18 protein-coding genes are annotated in these 16,260 nt (G+C 52.0%); 5 read left to right on the forward strand and 13 right to left on the reverse strand.

The features are described 5' to 3' along the window. Positions 1–31 precede the first annotated feature (31 nt). The gene (yjfY, locus tag HV261_RS25405; RefSeq protein ID WP_202039800.1) at positions 32–307 is read left to right on the forward strand and encodes a DUF1471 family protein YjfY; all 276 of its coding nucleotides are present in this window, start codon (positions 32–34) and stop codon (positions 305–307) included. 131 nt (positions 308–438) lie between these two features. On the opposite strand, the gene HV261_RS25410 is transcribed toward yjfY, so the two are convergent. The 6 genes from HV261_RS25410 to ulaA are packed head-to-tail and all read right to left on the reverse strand — an operon-like array spanning position 439 to position 4,849. Further along, a complete protein-coding gene (locus HV261_RS25410) occupies positions 439–1,125 on the reverse strand; it encodes an L-ribulose-5-phosphate 4-epimerase (protein ID WP_202039822.1) in 687 nt (228 codons plus the stop codon). Further along, entirely contained in the window at positions 1,125–1,979 is an 855-nt protein-coding gene (locus HV261_RS25415; RefSeq protein WP_202039801.1) for an L-ribulose-5-phosphate 3-epimerase, read from the reverse strand. The genes HV261_RS25410 and HV261_RS25415 overlap by 1 nt, the downstream gene beginning before the upstream one ends. Positions 1,980–1,988: 9 nt before the next feature. After that, the gene (locus HV261_RS25420) at positions 1,989–2,639 is read right to left on the reverse strand and encodes a 3-keto-L-gulonate-6-phosphate decarboxylase UlaD (RefSeq protein WP_202039802.1); all 651 of its coding nucleotides are present in this window, start codon (positions 2,637–2,639) and stop codon (positions 1,989–1,991) included. Positions 2,640–2,651: 12 nt separating this feature from the next. Further along, entirely contained in the window at positions 2,652–3,119 is a 468-nt protein-coding gene (gene ulaC, locus HV261_RS25425; protein WP_202039803.1) for a PTS ascorbate transporter subunit IIA, read from the reverse strand. Positions 3,120–3,130: 11 nt separating this feature from the next. Then, positions 3,131–3,436 (reverse strand): PTS ascorbate transporter subunit IIB, encoded by a 306-nt coding sequence (ulaB, locus tag HV261_RS25430; protein WP_045439008.1) that lies wholly within the window; start codon positions 3,434–3,436, stop codon positions 3,131–3,133. 15 nt (positions 3,437–3,451) lie between these two features. After that, the gene (gene ulaA, locus HV261_RS25435) at positions 3,452–4,849 is read right to left on the reverse strand and encodes a PTS ascorbate transporter subunit IIC (protein WP_202039823.1); all 1,398 of its coding nucleotides are present in this window, start codon (positions 4,847–4,849) and stop codon (positions 3,452–3,454) included. Between the two features lie 367 nt (positions 4,850–5,216). Here ulaA and ulaG point away from each other — a divergent pair, with 367 nt between their 5' ends. Beyond that, positions 5,217–6,281, forward strand: coding sequence for an L-ascorbate 6-phosphate lactonase (gene ulaG, locus HV261_RS25440; protein ID WP_202039804.1), 1,065 nt, complete (start codon positions 5,217–5,219; stop codon positions 6,279–6,281). 105 nt (positions 6,282–6,386) lie between these two features. Next, positions 6,387–7,142: an HTH-type transcriptional regulator UlaR gene (gene ulaR / locus HV261_RS25445; RefSeq protein WP_202039805.1), complete on the forward strand. Its 756-nt coding sequence runs from the start codon at positions 6,387–6,389 to the stop codon at positions 7,140–7,142. On the opposite strand, the gene yjfP is transcribed toward ulaR, so the two are convergent. Next, positions 7,139–7,888, reverse strand: coding sequence for an esterase (gene yjfP, locus HV261_RS25450; protein ID WP_202039806.1), 750 nt, complete (start codon positions 7,886–7,888; stop codon positions 7,139–7,141). The two genes, ulaR and yjfP, sit on opposite strands and share 4 nt — an antisense overlap. Before the next feature lie 181 nt (positions 7,889–8,069). On the opposite strand from yjfP, the gene bsmA reads away from it, so the two are divergent. Together bsmA and yjfN are read left to right on the forward strand one after the other, a co-directional pair. Then, on the forward strand, positions 8,070–8,399 hold the full coding sequence (gene bsmA / locus HV261_RS25455) for a biofilm peroxide resistance protein BsmA (RefSeq protein ID WP_040232967.1): 330 nt from the start codon (positions 8,070–8,072) through the stop codon (positions 8,397–8,399). Between the two features lie 147 nt (positions 8,400–8,546). Further along, the gene (yjfN, locus tag HV261_RS25460) at positions 8,547–8,822 is read left to right on the forward strand and encodes a DUF1471 family protease activator YjfN (RefSeq protein ID WP_202039807.1); all 276 of its coding nucleotides are present in this window, start codon (positions 8,547–8,549) and stop codon (positions 8,820–8,822) included. 85 nt (positions 8,823–8,907) lie between these two features. On the opposite strand, the gene HV261_RS25465 is transcribed toward yjfN, so the two are convergent. The 6 genes from HV261_RS25465 to HV261_RS25490 form a co-directional block, all read right to left on the reverse strand. Then, a complete protein-coding gene (locus tag HV261_RS25465) occupies positions 8,908–10,530 on the reverse strand; it encodes an isovaleryl-CoA dehydrogenase (RefSeq protein ID WP_202039808.1) in 1,623 nt (540 codons plus the stop codon). A gap of 119 nt (positions 10,531–10,649) precedes the next feature. Next, a complete protein-coding gene (gene rlmB / locus HV261_RS25470; protein ID WP_003830482.1) occupies positions 10,650–11,381 on the reverse strand; it encodes a 23S rRNA (guanosine(2251)-2'-O)-methyltransferase RlmB in 732 nt (243 codons plus the stop codon). 70 nt (positions 11,382–11,451) lie between these two features. Next, entirely contained in the window at positions 11,452–13,914 is a 2,463-nt protein-coding gene (rnr, locus tag HV261_RS25475; RefSeq protein WP_202039809.1) for a ribonuclease R, read from the reverse strand. A 38-nt stretch (positions 13,915–13,952) separates the two neighbouring features. Continuing rightward, positions 13,953–14,378 (reverse strand): nitric oxide-sensing transcriptional repressor NsrR, encoded by a 426-nt coding sequence (nsrR, locus tag HV261_RS25480; RefSeq protein WP_005134424.1) that lies wholly within the window; start codon positions 14,376–14,378, stop codon positions 13,953–13,955. A 216-nt stretch (positions 14,379–14,594) separates the two neighbouring features. After that, on the reverse strand, positions 14,595–15,893 hold the full coding sequence (gene purA, locus HV261_RS25485) for an adenylosuccinate synthase (protein ID WP_202039810.1): 1,299 nt from the start codon (positions 15,891–15,893) through the stop codon (positions 14,595–14,597). 102 nt (positions 15,894–15,995) lie between these two features. Further along, complete coding sequence (locus HV261_RS25490; protein WP_202039811.1) at positions 15,996–16,193, reverse strand: DUF2065 domain-containing protein; 198 nt, start codon at positions 16,191–16,193, stop codon at positions 15,996–15,998. Between the last annotated feature and the right edge of the window lie 67 nt (positions 16,194–16,260).

Genomic DNA, 16,260 nt, shown 5'->3' on the forward strand with positions numbered 1-16,260 from the left:
GCAACCAAAGACCGCAGTCGAGGAGGTACCTATGCGAGCCCGTGTTTTGACCCTTCTGGCTGTGCTTTTGCTGAGCGCAAATGCAATGGCAGCCATCAAAATTGACAATCATCAGGCCAGAAATATGGATGATGTACAGAGCTTAGGCGTAATTTACATAAATCATAACTTCGCCACTGAAAGTGAAGCCACTCAGGCTCTGAACGAAGAGACAGATGCGCAAGGCGCAACTTACTACCACGAGATCCTCATCAGAGAGCCCGGTAGTAATGGCAACATACACGCCAGCGCAGACATTTATCGCTAGCACCCGGAAATAACCAACGAGAACATTGCCACAGTTTGACTTGCCCCCTTTATTGGGGGCTTTTTTTGCAAAAAAGCCCTGAAGCCAGATCGATAACATCCCCTGAATGACTTGGCTCCAGGACTTAGCCGTTACTTCTGTCCATAATAGGCGTTTGGACCATGCTTACGCATAAAATGCTTATTCATCAGATAATCGTCGATGGGGTTTAGCGCCGGATTAATGCCACGCGCAATCCACGCCATTTTTGCCACCTCTTCCATCACCACCGCGTTATGTACCGCATCGTGAGCATCTTTGCCCCAGGCAAACGGGCCATGCTGATACACGACGACGCCTGGCGTATGTAAAGGTTCGACCTCCCCCAACGTTTCAACAATCACCCTACCGGTATTCAGCTCATACTCATCCTGAACTTCAGCTTCAGTTAAAGCCCGGGTACAGGGAATATCGCCAAAGAAGTAATCCGCATGCGTCGTGCCAAGCGCAGGTATTGCCAGACCCGCCTGCGCCCACGCTGTGGCATGAGTTGAGTGGGTATGCACCACGCCGCCAAGCGACGGATAACGGCGATACAGCGCCAGATGGGTGGCGGTATCTGAAGAAGGACGATAGCGTCCCTCCACCACGTTGCCGTCCAGATCGACTACCACCATGTCGTCCACTTTCATCGTTCGGTAGTCGACGCCGCTGGGTTTAATCACCACCAGCCCATGTTCACGATTGATGGCGCTGACGTTTCCCCAGGTAAAGGTCACCAGCCCGTAGCGTGGAAGGTCCATGTTAGCCGCAAAAACCTGCTGCCTGAGCTCTTGTATCACGTTGCCTCCATCAGACCGGCACTGGCCATCCGCGCCTTCACCCAGTCGCGCGCCTTCGCTACTTCTAGCGCAGGGTTATCCGCCGTTTCACTCCACATCTCAATCAGGTATGGCCCGCAATACCCACTCTGCTTGAGCGTCTCGAAACAGCGTTCGAAATCAACAACCCCTTCACCAAACGGCACATTTTTGAATACGCCAGGTTTGGTATCTTTCACGTGTACGGCGACGATATGGCCCATTCCCGCCTGCAGTTCCATCTGTACGTCATTATCCCACGCCGACAAATTGCCAATGTCAGGATAGAGCTGGAACCACGGATTGTTGAGGTAGTGGGCATAACCCAGCGCCTTGCTGATCGAATTCATCAACGGATAATCCATGATCTCCATCGCCAGCGTCACCTGCGCACGACTTGCCATCTCGACGCTCTCTTTCAGCCCGTCACGGAAGCGACGGCGCGTCTCGTTATTGGCTTCCTGATAGTAGACGTCATAGCCCGCCAGTTGGATCACGCGAATACCGATGTCCTGGGCAAACTGAATGGCTTTACGCATGATCTCCAGCCCCTGCGCACGCACTACGTCATCTTCGCTACCGAGCGGGAAACGACGATGCGCACTCAGGCACATGGACGGTACCCGTATCCCTGTCTCGGCGATAGCGGCCACCAGCGCCAGTCTCTGCTCGCGGCTCCAGTCAAGACGCGCCAGGCGGGCGTCGGTTTCATCTACCGACATTTCAACAAAGTCAAAGCCCAGTTCCTTCGCCAGCTGCAAGCGTTCCAGCCAGCACTCCCCACCGGGGAGCGCTTTTTCATAAATACCGAGCGGGACCTGTTTCGACAACATATCCGCTCCTTATCCCCACAGTTGGGCGATGGAACGTTTGAACTGACGCGCAGCCTCCACCGGAGACACAGCGTCGCGAATGCTGCGACCGGCAATAAAGACATGAATCGGAATCCCCTGGAACAGCGGCAGGTCTTCCAGCGCCAGGCCCCCGGTAACGGTGACCTTAAAGCCCATATCAGACAGACGTTTGATGGCACTGATATCCGCCTCTCCCCATGCCACACCGGCCGCCTGCGCATCGCGGCTGCGGTGATATACCACCTGCCCAATACCGGCTTCGCGCCACTCTTGTGCTTGTTCCCACGTCCAATAGCCAGTCAGTTCAATCTGTACGTCGCCGTTAAACTCGTGCGCCACTTCCAGCGCACCTTTGGCGGTGTTGATATCTGCACAGCAAATCACCGTGACCCAGTCGGCATTGGCTTCAAAGCACATGCGGGAGAGGATTTTTCCCGCATCGGCAATTTTGGCATCCGCCAGCACAATTTTATGTGGATAGAGCGCCTTCAGATCGCGAACGGCACGCACACCTTCAGCAATACAAAGGATGGTGCCGACCTCAATAATATCCACCTCTTCGGCAATCAGCCGCGTCGTTTCATACGCAGAAGCCATTGATTGGTTATCCAGCGCAACCTGCAACATAGGTAATGACATTTTATTGTTCCTTTAAACAGCCGCCGCAGTGGCGTTATCAATTAAATCCAGCACTTCCTGCGCGGTGCGGCAGGCACGTAAGCGGTCAAAATTGGCTTCATCGTCAAACAGGTTAACGATCTGCATGATGCCGACTTCCTGATGCGTATTAGCGTCAACCGCGGCCATCGTTATCAGGATGTCGACCGGGTCGTTATCTTCATGGTTGAACACTAACGGCGTTTTCAGCGTGACCAACGCAAAACCGGTTTTTTTAACCCCCTCTTCAGGACGGCCATGCGGCATAGCCAGCCCTGGGGCAATCACAAAGTAAGGACCGTGCTGTGCAACCCCGTCGAGAATGGCCTGGTAGTAGCGTGGCTCGACCACATCAGCCTTAACCAGCAAATCAACACTGAGTTTTACCGCTTCCTGCCAGCTACTGACCTCAGCTTGCAAAAGGATGGAATTATTGTCCGCCAGCGAATCACGTAGTTTCATATTCCGCGTCCTTACTTCACGTCCTGCGGAAAGTGTTCTTTAATCACTTCCAGCAGTTTTGGACCAAAATCAGCGGGAGACAGCATGTTGCGTACCCCTACTACATACTTATTGCCAGAAACGGTAATTTCGCCGGCGATATGGGTAGAGGCGATGATGATGTCCGCGCCGCTCAGTTCACTTTTATACTCACCCACTGCGCAGCTGTTCACCGTGTGGTCAATATTTGACTGAGTTAAAAACTGATCCACCTTCATTTTCATGATCATGGAACTGCCCTGTCCGTTGCCACATACAGCCAGAATACGTACGGTCATAATCGGAACTCCTTATTAAGCAGAGTGTTCTGCCAGTTGTTTTTCTGCGTCTTCCTCAGCGCGCAAGGTGCGTCCTGCGAAAAACATATAAGCCAGTGCAATCAGAATAATGACGGCCATAAAAATCAGCCCGATAGAGGCAAAACCCTGCATCATAGGCGGGGCCAGAATCGACCAGTCAGCCATCCCCATCCAGGCGCTCATACCGGTGAGTTTTACTGCCCAGACGCAGCCGAATATTTCAATCATGCCCATCACCAGACAAATCTTGAGCGCCGCTCGCCAGCCGCCAAAATGGTTGGCAAATACGCCGATAGTGGCGTTAGAGAAGAACATTGGAATAAAGCCGGGGATAATCAGAATGGAAGAGCCGAGACCTACCAGAATGCCAACAGCAATCAGTTGACCGATGGTGCCCCACATAAAACCCCAGACCACAGCGTTTGGGGCAAAGCTGTATATCGCCGCACAGTCAATCGCCAGGACCGCCCCAGGAATCAAACGTTGAGAAATACCGTTGAACGCTTCTGAAAGTTCAGCAACGAACATACGTACACCCTGGGTGATGATGAAAATGGCAACAGCGAACGAGAAACCGGTTTGCAGGATATACACCGTCCAGTGCGTCTTTCCCGCCATCGCCTGGACCACATCAATGCCAAAAGAGAGCAGGATTGCACCGAAGAAGAGGGTCATCACGATCGCGGTTGAAACGATGTTGTCATGGAAAATATTCAGCCAGCCCGGCAGTTTAAGGTCTTCGACACTCTCTTCTTTCTTACCGAGATAGGGGGCAATTTTGTAAGCAATCCAGGAGGCGAACTGCTGCTGGTGACCAATAGAGAAGCCGCAGCCGTCAGTCACGTCTTGCGTCGGCTTATACATCATGTTGGAGGTAATACCCCAATAGAGCGACACCAGTACCGCCGTACAGATAATGGTGGTCCACATCGGGTAACCAAAGATATACAGAGAAACCGCAATCAGCCCCGCCTGCTGGAACATGATGTGTCCGGTCAGCATGATGGTGCGGATACCGGTAATACGCCGTAGCAGTACGTAACAAATATTCAGCGCCAGCGCTAACAGCACCGCATACCCCACCCAGCTATAGGCATCCCCCATGCGTTCAATGGTCGCCATCATTGAGGCATAGGTATCTGAAATCGCCCCGTTGATGCCATAGACCTCAGACATCTTAGCCACTACCGGTTTGAACGTGCTGGTCAGGATGCCGGACCCTGCCTGCAGCAACATAAAGCCGATGATCGTTTTGATCGTGCCTTTAATAATTACGCTGACGCTTTTACGCAGCAAGATGTAGCCGAGACAGGTCACGATACCCAGCAGCAGTGGGGCGTTAGTCATAACCTGATTAAAAAAGACGGTAAAGATGTTGTAGAGGATCTCCATAACGATCTCCAGAAGACGAAGTTGCTGAACATTCATTACAGATGCCCAGGATGTTGTGCTCTCACTCTAGTTTTCAAAAGTAATCACAACAAGATTGAATTTGATTAAATGTGATGCAGTACGCAAATAATTCTCTTGCTTGCAGCATGGTTTTAATCTTTATTCAGAAAATAAAAAATAAACCTCATTAAAACAATAAAATACAAAAATTCATTTCTTACAAATCATCCTGCTATGTAGTGATTTCCTCACACTTACCCGCTGAATAAGAAAAATCAGCACATTGCCTTCTTGATAAAATGATGTCAGTATCAATCAAAACAAATCACAATTTGATTCAACTTGAACAAACATGAAGGTAATTGCGATGAGTAAAGTAAAAAGCATCACGCGTGAATCATGGATCCTGAGCACATTCCCGGAGTGGGGAAGCTGGCTGAATGAAGAGATCGAGCAGGAACAGGTTGCACCAGGCACCTTTGCGATGTGGTGGCTTGGCTGTACTGGAATTTGGCTGAAGTCGGAAGGCGGGACTAACGTCTGCGTCGATTTCTGGTGCGGCACCGGTAAACAAAGCCACGGCAATCCACTGATGAAAACCGGCCACCAAATGCAGCGCATGGCGGGTGTAAAGAAACTACAACCCAACCTGCGCACTACGCCGTTTGTCCTTGATCCGTTTGCTATTCGTCAGATCGACGCGGTTCTTGCTACGCACGATCATAACGATCACATTGATGTGAATGTCGCCGCCGCCATCATGCAGAATTGTGCAGACGACGTACCGTTTATCGGACCGCAAACCTGTGTCGATCTGTGGATCGGTTGGGGTGTACCACAAGAGCGCTGCATCGTGGTAAAACCCGGCGATGTGGTTAACGTGAAAGATATTGAAATTCATGCGCTTGACGCATTTGATCGTACTGCGTTAATCACCCTGCCAGCCGATCAGAAAGCCGCTGGCGTGCTGCCAGATGGCATGGATGCACGCGCGGTCAACTATCTGTTCAAGACTCCGGGCGGCACGTTGTACCACAGCGGAGACTCGCACTATTCCAACTACTATGCAAAGCATGGCAACGAGCATCAGATCGACGTCGCGCTCGGCTCCTACGGTGAAAACCCGCGTGGGATTACGGACAAGATGACCAGCTCCGACATACTGCGTATGGCGGAATCCTTAAATACAAAAGTGGTGATCCCTTTCCATCATGATATCTGGTCAAACTTTCAGGCTGATCCACAGGAGATCCGCGTCCTGTGGAACATGAAAAAAGATCGGCTGAAGTATGGCTTTAAGCCGTTTATCTGGCAGGTCGGCGGCAAGTTCACCTGGCCGCTGGACAAAGATAACTTTGAATATCACTATCCGCGCGGCTTTGATGACTGCTTCACGATTGAGCCGGATTTACCGTTTAAATCCTTCCTGTGATCCACACAAAATGCCGGTTTCTCCCGGCATTTTTTCCCATTTACTTAGTATTTCCAGGCTATTTCAAATATCATCTTTTCAAATCAATTTGTATCGGAATAGCTCATGACTGAAGCACAAAGACATCAAATATTGCTGGATATGCTGGCGCAATTGGGCTTTGTTACCGTTGAGAACGTGATTGAGCGCCTGGGGATTTCACCGGCCACAGCACGCAGGGATATCAACAAACTCGACGAAAGCGGCAAACTCAAAAAAGTCCGTAACGGCGCAGAAGCCATTACCCAGCAGCGCCCACGCTGGACACCGATGAATCTGCACCAGGCACAGAATCACGATGAAAAAGTTCGCATTGCCAAAGCGGCATCCCAGCTAGTGAATGCCGGAGAAAGCGTGGTGATCAACTGCGGCTCAACCGCCTTCCTGCTGGGTCGCGAAATGTGTGGCAAACCCGTGCAGATCATCACGAATTATCTGCCGCTGGCAAACTATCTGATCGACCAGGAGCATGACAGTGTGATCATCATGGGAGGGCAATACAACAAGAGCCAATCCATCACGCTTAGCCCGCAGGGCAGCGAAAATAGCCTGTATGCCGGACACTGGATGTTTACGAGTGGTAAAGGACTGACCGCAGATGGACTGTATAAAACCGATATGCTGACGGCGATGGCAGAGCAAAAGATGCTCAACGTGGTCGGCAAACTGGTGGTGCTGGTCGATAGCAGTAAAGTTGGTGAGCGTGCGGGGATGTTGTTCAGTCGCGCCGATCAAATCGATATGCTGATTACCGGCAAAAATGCTAACCCTGAGATTCTGCAACAACTTGAGGCTCAGGGCGTGAACATTATGCGCGTTTAAAGGTGCTGGCGGAAAAACGATACTGTCGCAGCGAGCGCTTCTGGCGTGATGCGGTGTCGGACACCCGCTTCCCACAGGCAGGTCAGATGGTTATCCAGACCTGCCTGAATTAACGCCTGCTGCAAACGGAACGTTTCCACAGCCGGAACCACATCGTCATCCTGGCCATGCCACAACAGCAATGGTCTGTCGGCCAGACGTTGCAACTGGTGTGTGACATCCCACTCGGCTAGCGGGCCGATAATCTTATCAAATTCCGCCTGCTGTTCTGGCGTCTGAACCGCTACAGGGGGAAAAAGCGTTTGTGCAAGCCGGGTAAAATAACCCGACCCCATCAGGCTCGCTGCACATTTTACGTCAGGATGACGTGCCATAATGCCCAGAGCCGTCATTGCCCCCATTGAGGCACCCCCGACGGCAAGACGTTCATCTGATAGCCAATTTTCTGCCACCAGCGCCGCACGTAACGTCGTAAACTCCTGCATATTTTGCTGCAAAATCTGCCAGAAGCGATACATTCTCCCCTGAGCGTCACTCGTGGAGCGTGCGCCATGATCGGGCGCATCAGGCATCACGACCCGGAATCCGGCCTGTGCCAGAGCAACGGCAAAATAGCTGTAGACCAGACTTGAAGAGGTAAACCCGTGATAGAAGATAATACAAGGGAGTGAGCACTCGCGTTTACCCGCAGGAACGGCGTGCAGGACAGGGATACCAGCCAGCTGGCGTGTTTCAATTTCGATCATTTGTCGCCTCTTTTTTTCTGGTATGCCATGGAGAAATACTTAACGCAAGTGAATGTGTTCAGCAATGATTCATAATGTTGAGAACTGGGTTACGCTTTCGCAACATTTTCATTCGAAAATCGCGTGAGAGATAACAATTCGGGAACATTCCCCTAAAGGGAATTTAATAAGGCACTACACTATGGCTATCAGGAAACGAGATAGAGTTATGCGTCGGTTTGCCTCTTTGTTGCTGGTGACGTTTTTAAGCGCCTGTAGTGTGCTACAGGGTACACCACAACCTGCACCGCCCGTAGCCGACCACCCGCAAGAGATCCGCCGCGACCAGAGCAACGGGTTGCAGCGAATAGGGACAGTCAATGCGCTGGTAAGAGGCTCTCCAGATGATGCGCTGGCAGAGATCCGTGCCAAAGCCGTCGCGGCTAAAGCTGATTATTACGTGGTCTTATTAGTTGATGAGACCATCGTGACAGGCCAATGGTATTCACAAGCTATTTTGTATCGTAAATAACATTGGGTTGAAATTTAGTCAGCTTTACATTGCTTTGCGCCCCTATGCGTTTACCTGTGCACAATAAACCAACAGCAGGGAGCTTGAGGTTTATTATCGCGATGGAATGCCCTGCCATGTGTAGGGGTACGAATAATGGAGCTGACGATGAAACAATCACTTGCCTTATCCTCACTGCTGCTTTCTGCCGGACTGGTCGGTACAACGGCGCAGTCTGCCGAGTTCGCCAGTGCTGACTGCGTAACAGGCCTGAACGAAATTGGCCTGATATCGGTCAGTAACATTGCAGGAAACCCGCAGGACGTAGAACGCATTGTGGCGTTAAAAGCGGATGAACAAGGTGCCTCATGGTACCGGATTATTCAGATGTATGAAGAACAGCAGCCAGATAACTGGCGCGTACAGGCCATACTTTATGCATAACAGATTGCCGGATGGCGTAAACGTATCCTGCCTGTATTGAACGTAGGCAGGATACGACGCGACAGCATCGCCATCTGGCACAGTATTACCGTATTCCTCCCGTCGCCCGCAGTAGCAAATCACTCTGCACCTGTGCAGACAACTGTTTTACACCACGCGTATCCAGCATCATCTGACACCAGGCCTGCGCCACTGGCGGAGAGGCATAACGCAATATCTGCGCGCCACACCCGAGTAGAAAAAGCTGCTGCGTAATCTCCCTCGCCAACGCCTCACTGGGCTTACGTAGGTGTTGCTGTAACTGACGCACCATCCGATCGTAATGACGATCTTGCCCTTTTACTTCAGCAAAAGCCTCACTGAGCATATCGTACATGCCGGGTTGTTTCGTCAGCACCCGCAATACATCAAGACACATAATGTTGCCGGAACCCTCCCAGATACTGTTCACCGGCATTTCACGGTACAAACGGGGCAACTCACTTTCTTCGCAATATCCCACCCCACCCAGCACTTCCATGGCCTCGGCAACAAACGGCATGCCATTTTTGCAGATGGCAAATTTCGCTGCGGGTGTGAATAATCTGGCCCACAGGGCTTCTTTCGTATCGGTGCGGCGATCCCAGGCTCGCGCCAGCCGAAACAGTAACGCGGTCTGCCCTTCCAACTGCAACGCCATTCGGCTTAGTACCTGACGCATCATCGGTTGTTCGATCAAAGGTTTACCAAATACCTGCCGCTGATGTGCATGATAAATCGCCACGGAAAAAGCGCGTCGCATCATGCTGTGACTACCCAGCGCGCAGTCGAAACGCGTCATACCGCCCATTTTCAGGATGTGGCGAATACCTTCCCCTTCCTCGCCCAGCAACCAGCCGATGGCATCCTGAAACTCAACCTCACAGCTGGCATTAGAACGGTTACCGAGCTTATCTTTCAGGCGTTCAAGGCGGATGGCGTTGCGTCGACCATCAGGTAAGAATCGCGGTACAAAAAAGCAGGATAATCCCCCCTTTGTCTGCGCCAGCACCAAATGGGCATCGCTTTGCGGCACGGAGAAAAACCATTTATGTCCCACCAGGCGATATGAGCCATCTGCAAGACGCTCAGCCTGAGTGGTATTGCTCAGCACATCTGAACCCCCTTGCTTCTCCGTCATTCCCATACCAATCAGCACCCCACGCTTTTGTCCACCGGGCAGCAAATGTGAGTCATAGCGATCGCTGCGCAGAGGGGTAAACCAGTCATGAAATTGTGAAGGTAGCATCTGCAGTAACAGCGGCGTGGCGGCAAAGGTCATGGTTATCGGGCACAAGGTGCCCGCCTCCACCTGCGCATGCAGCATAAAACGTGCCGCCCGGGCAACAAACGAGCCCTGCCTCGCCTCCTCTTCCCAGGCCAGGTTATGCACGCGATTTGCGCACAATCCCTGCATCAGTAAATGCCAGGCGGGATGAAACCGCACATCATCCAGGCGCTGCCCCTGCGGATCGTAACGCAATAATTCGGGGGGAAAGGTATTGGCCAGGCGGCCCAGCTCGAGCGATTCTGCGGTCCCTAATTGCTGGCCAATACTGGCGAGAAGATCGCTGTCCCAGCCCGCGCCTTCGCGAGCAACGGCTTCACACAGTGCGCCATCGGACAGGTATAAATTGCTGTTATTGAGCGGTACAGGTTGGTTAAAAACGGTATGCGTTTGCCAGTGCATTGTGTCTCCCTCCGTCAATGGCCGTCGCCATAAGTATGGCCAGTCAGAGAAGAGAGTGCCTGGGATAAAGGTCACAAAAAAGCCATCCCGAAGGATGGCTTAAGAGAAGAGGGAATCAATTACCCGCGCTGACGAACAGCTTCAAACAGGCAAATTCCCGTCGCGACTGAGACGTTAAGCGATGAAACGCTCCCGGCCATTGGGATGCTGATCAGTTCATCGCAGTGTTCACGGGTCAGGCGACGCATACCTTCGCCCTCTGCGCCCATTACCAGCGCCAGACGTCCGGTCATTTTGCTCTGATACAACGTATGGTCAGCTTCGCCTGCGGTACCAACGATCCAGATGTTCTCTTCTTGCAACATACGCATGGTGCGCGCCAGGTTGGTCACGCGGATCAGCGGTACGCTTTCTGCCGCGCCACAGGCAACTTTTTTCGCCGTCGCATTCAATTGTGCAGAACGATCTTTCGGCACGATAACCGCATGCACACCGGCAGCGTCTGCGCTACGCAGGCATGCGCCCAGGTTATGCGGATCGGTGACGCCATCGAGGATCAAAAAGAACGGCTGATCGAGCGTAGCAATCAGATCCGGGAGATCGTTTTCCTGATACTGACGACCCGGCTTCACGCGCGCAATAATCCCCTGATGAACCGCACCCTCACTTTTCTCATCCAGGAACTGGCGGTTAGCTAACTGGATGACAACACCCTGTGCTTCCAGTGCATGGATCAGCGGCAGCAGACGTTTATCTTCACGACCTTTGAGAATAAAGACGTCCTGAAAGCGCTCAGGCGCACGCTCCAACAGAGCCTGCACCGCATGGATGCCGTAAATCATTTCACTCATGAATGTACTCGTTAATAGTTTAGGTGTAACGCCGGGCGACACGCTGGCCACCCGGCTTACGGTTTATGGCTTATTCCGTGACTTTCTTTTTCGCCGCGCGTTTGGCTTTGGTGGCGGCAGCGATTTTAAGCGTTTTCGCCGATGGCTTTTTCGCTTTTTTGTCGCCTTTTTTCTCAGCCGCATTCTTATCCGCCTGAGGTTTGGCTCTGCCTTTTTTCTCACCGCGGAAAGCACTGTCCGGCTCGAAATTCACCTTTTTGCCCATCTGACGACGTTTACCGGTATTCTTACCTGCATCGCCTTTTTTGGCTTTTTCGCGCGCGGTTTTACCCTCGTTGCGCGGCGCTCGTTCGCTGGAAATCAGACTAAAGTCGATTTTGCGCTCGTCCATATTGACGGCTTCCACACGGACTTCTACACGATCGCCAAGACGATACATCTGACCGCTGGATTCGCCAGTCAGGCGTTGCCCTACCTGGTCAAAACGATAGTAATCGTTATCCAGCGAGGAGACATGCACCAGACCGTCGATAAACAGCTCATCAAGACGAACAAAGAAGCCAAAACCCGTCACGCTGGCAATAACGCCCTTAAAGACATTACCGACCTGATCCAGCATAAAGTCGCACTTCAGCCAGTCGGAAACATCGCGCGTGGCTTCGTCAGCACGGCGCTCTGCCATCGAACAGTGCTGGCCCAGTTGCAGCATCTCTTCCATCGAATAATGGTAGCCACCCGTTTCCGTGGTGTTACCTTTATGACCCTGCTCCTGCGCCAGCAGATACTTGATTGCACGGTGCAACGAGAGGTCCGGGTATCGACGGATCGGCGAGGTAAAGTGTGCATAAGATTGCAGCGCCAGACCAAAGTGACCGCGGTTTTCCGGATCGTAAATCGCCTGCTTCATCGAACGCAGCAGCATAGTTTGCAGCATTTCTGCGTCAGGTCGATCAGCAATCGACTCCAGCAGTTCGGCATAATCACGCGGCTCTGGTTTGTTACCACCAGGCAGCTCCAGCCCCAGCTCGGCCAGTACCGAGCGGAAAGAGTTAATCGCTTCGGTCGTTGGCTTATCGTGAATACGGAACAGCGCAGGCTCTTTGGCTTTCTCAACGAATCGCGCCGCTGAGATATTCGCCATGATCATGCACTCTTCAATCAGTTTGTGCGCGTCATTACGCTGCGTCTGCTCAATACGCTCAATACGGCGTTCAGCATTGAAGATAAACTTCGCCTCTTCACTCTCAAACGAGATACCGCCGCGCTCTTCCCGCGCTTTATCTAGTACTTTGTAGAGGTTATGTAGCTCTTCAATGTGTTTAACCAGCGGCGCGTACTGTTCACGCAGCTCCTGGTCACCCTGTAGCATGTGCCAGACTTTGGTGTAAGTCAGGCGCGCATGGGAGCTCATTACCGCTTCGTAGAATTTAAAGCCGGTTAAGCGACCTTTCGACGAAATGGTCATTTCACAGACCATACACAGCCTGTCCACCTGCGGGTTGAGCGAACACAATCCGTTTGACAGCACTTCCGGCAGCATTGGAACAACCTGCGATGGGAAGTACACGGATGTACCGCGGCTACGGGCTTCCTGGTCCAGCGGGGTCGGTGGGCGAACGTAATAACTTACGTCAGCAATCGCCACCCATAAACGCCAGCCGCCGCCACGCTTTTTCTCGCAGTAAACGGCATCGTCAAAGTCACGCGCATCTTCACCATCGATAGTAACCAGCGGTAAATCGCGCAAATCAACACGCCCGACTTTCGCCTCTTCCGGCACTTCTTCTTTCAGGCCGGCGACCTGTTTCTCTACTGCCTGCGGCCAGATATAGGGAATTTCATGAGTACGCAGAGCCATATCAACGGCCATGCTGGTGCCCATATTATCGCCCAGCACTTCGACAATTTTACCCACCGCTTTGGTACGGCGAGTCGGGCGCTGGGTGAGTTCAACCACCACCACAAAGCCCATACGGGCACCCATCACCTCTTCAGGCGGGATCAGGATGTCAAAACTCAGTCGGCTATCGTCCGGTACGACAAATCCCACACCCGCGTCAGTAAAGTAGCGACCAACAATCTGGCTGGTTTTCGGTACCAGCACGCGCACGATACGTGCTTCGCGGCGACCTTTACGATCTGCACCCAGCGGTTGTGCCAGTACCTGATCGCCATGAATGCAGGTTTTCATCTGCTCGCTGGACAGGTACAAATCATCTTTGCGTCCTTCGACGCGCAAGAAACCGTAGCCATCACGATGGCCAATAACGGTGCCTTTTAGCAGGTCAAGACGCTCCGGCAGCGCGTAGCACTGACGACGGGTAAAGACCAGTTGCCCGTCACGCTCCATCGCGCGCAGGCGGCGACGCAGCGCTTCCAGCTGCTCTTCACCTTCAATGTTGAGTTCAGCGGCCAGCTCATCGCGGTTGGCCGGTTTTTCACGTTTAGTTAAATGTTCGAGGATAAATTCCCGGCTCGGGATAGGGTTCGCGTATTTTTCAGCTTCGCGTTCCTGGAAAGGATCTTGTGACATCGAGGTTCCTCCATTGTCAGCTCTGATGAAGATTTTCGTCACTCCACCAGCAATAATTTATAAAGCGGTTGATTCTCTTCAACCAAATCAGCAAGTGTGTAGTTGTCCAGTTCCGTGAGAAAACTTTGCACTGCCTTAGAAAGCGCCTGCTTGAGTCGGCAGGCAGGGGTAATGTGGCAAAACTCGCTGCTACAGTTAACCAGCGATAAGGGTTCCAGCTCGCGAACCACATCACCAATTCCAATAGCCTTAGCCGGTTTGCCCAGGCGGATGCCGCCATTTTTTCCACGAATAGCAGTAACGAAGCCCGCCCGGCTAAGTTGATTGATTATTTTGACCATATGATTACGGGACACGCCGTAGACTTCTGTCACCTCAGAAATACTGGTCATACGTCCTTCGGGTAGCGACGCCATGTAGATTAGCGCACGTAATCCGTAATCGGTGAAACTTGTTAACTGCACATCAACCTCAGGAAAAGGGATAAAACGGATAAGCCTGGTAGTATTATTTATATTGATGATAAACCAGCCACCAGCCAGGTCGCTAATTTATTTCAGTTCGGGAAGGAAAAAAGCGAGGAACCTACGTGATTTTAAGCCGGATTCTGATGCAAAGCGCCTCACCCGGCCTAAATTAGTGCAAGCGCAGCGCCATTTGACGCTACGCTGTAACCAGAATTATGCGTCGAACGGGTCGCGCAGGATCATGGTTTCAGTACGGTCTGGGCCAGTTGAGATAATATCAATCGGCACACCGGTCAGTTCTTCAATACGCTTGATGTAGTTCAGTGCTGCCTGCGGCAGACCGCTACGATCCTTCACACCAAAGGTGGATTCAGACCAGCCAGGCATGGTTTCGTAAATCGGCTCAATACCTTTCCAGTCGTCTGCTGCCAGCGGAGTAGTCGTGACTTCACGGCCATCCGGCATACGGTAAGCAACACAGATTTTAACCTCTTTCAAACCGTCCAGGACGTCCAGTTTGGTCAGGCAGAAGCCAGACAGGGAGTTAATCTGTACTGCACGACGTACAGCCACGGAGTCCAGCCAACCGGTACGACGACGACGACCCGTCGTTGCGCCATACTCGTTACCTTGTTTGCACAGGAACTCGCCGACATCATCAAACAATTCAGTCGGGAACGGACCTGCACCTACACGGGTAGAGTAAGCTTTGATGATACCCAGAACGTAGTCCACATAACGCGGGCCCAGGCCGGAGCCGGTCGCCACGCCACCAGCAGTGGTGTTGGAAGACGTTACGTACGGATAGGTACCGTGGTCGATATCCAGCAGGGTACCCTGCGCACCTTCAAACATGACAAAATCGCCACGCTTACGCGCCTGGTCCAGCAGATCGGAAACATCAACAACCATAGACGTCAGGATGTCGGCAATCGCCATCACATCATCCAGCACTTTCTGGTAGTCAACTGCTTCAACTTTGTAGAAATTCACCAACTGGAAGTTGTGATATTCCATCACTTCTTTCAGTTTTTCAGCGAAAGTTACTTTATCAAACAGATCGCCAACGCGCAGACCGCGACGAGCCACTTTATCTTCATAAGCCGGGCCGATACCACGACCGGTGGTACCGATCGCTTTCTCACCGCGCGCTTTCTCACGAGCGTTATCCAACGCAACATGATAATCAAGGATCAGCGGACACGCTTCAGACAGCAGCAGGCGCTCACGAACCGGGATACCACGATCTTCCAGCCCTTTCATCTCTTTCATCAGCGCGGATGGAGACAGTACAACACCGTTACCGATGATGCTGGTTACATTCTCGCGAAGAATACCTGATGGAATAAGATGGAGGACGGTTTTTTCACCGTTGATTACGAGAGTATGGCCTGCGTTGTGACCGCCCTGGTAGCGTACAACATATTTAGCCCGTTCAGTCAGAAGATCGACGATCTTCCCTTTACCTTCGTCACCCCATTGGGTGCCCAGTACGACGACGTTGTTACCCATTTTTCAAAATCACCGTTTGCTTAAAAATGGATTCTACCACCGCTTTTTCAGATATACAGCACTTTTTGCATCCAAAAATCTGCAAATTAGTCTACTTATTGATCAGCCAATCGTTTTCCTCAACATGTAGTAGACGACCACGCCCGCGACCACAAGACCTCCACCAAAACGACGCAAAATATTTTCAGGAAGTTGTGCCATCGCCGAGATCATTTTCTTCCAGGCGCGGGGATACAGCATAGGACCCAAGCCTTCCAGCACCAAAACCAGCGCGAGCGCCAGCACAATTGTTGAGTTCATCCGTCGTCCTTATATAAAAAGAAAACCACCGCATCCCTGGGGATGCCGGTGGTTTTGCTGGTCTAAA

Source organism: Citrobacter sp. RHBSTW-00671 (genome assembly GCF_014103415.1).
GTDB lineage: Bacteria > Pseudomonadota > Gammaproteobacteria > Enterobacterales > Enterobacteriaceae > Citrobacter.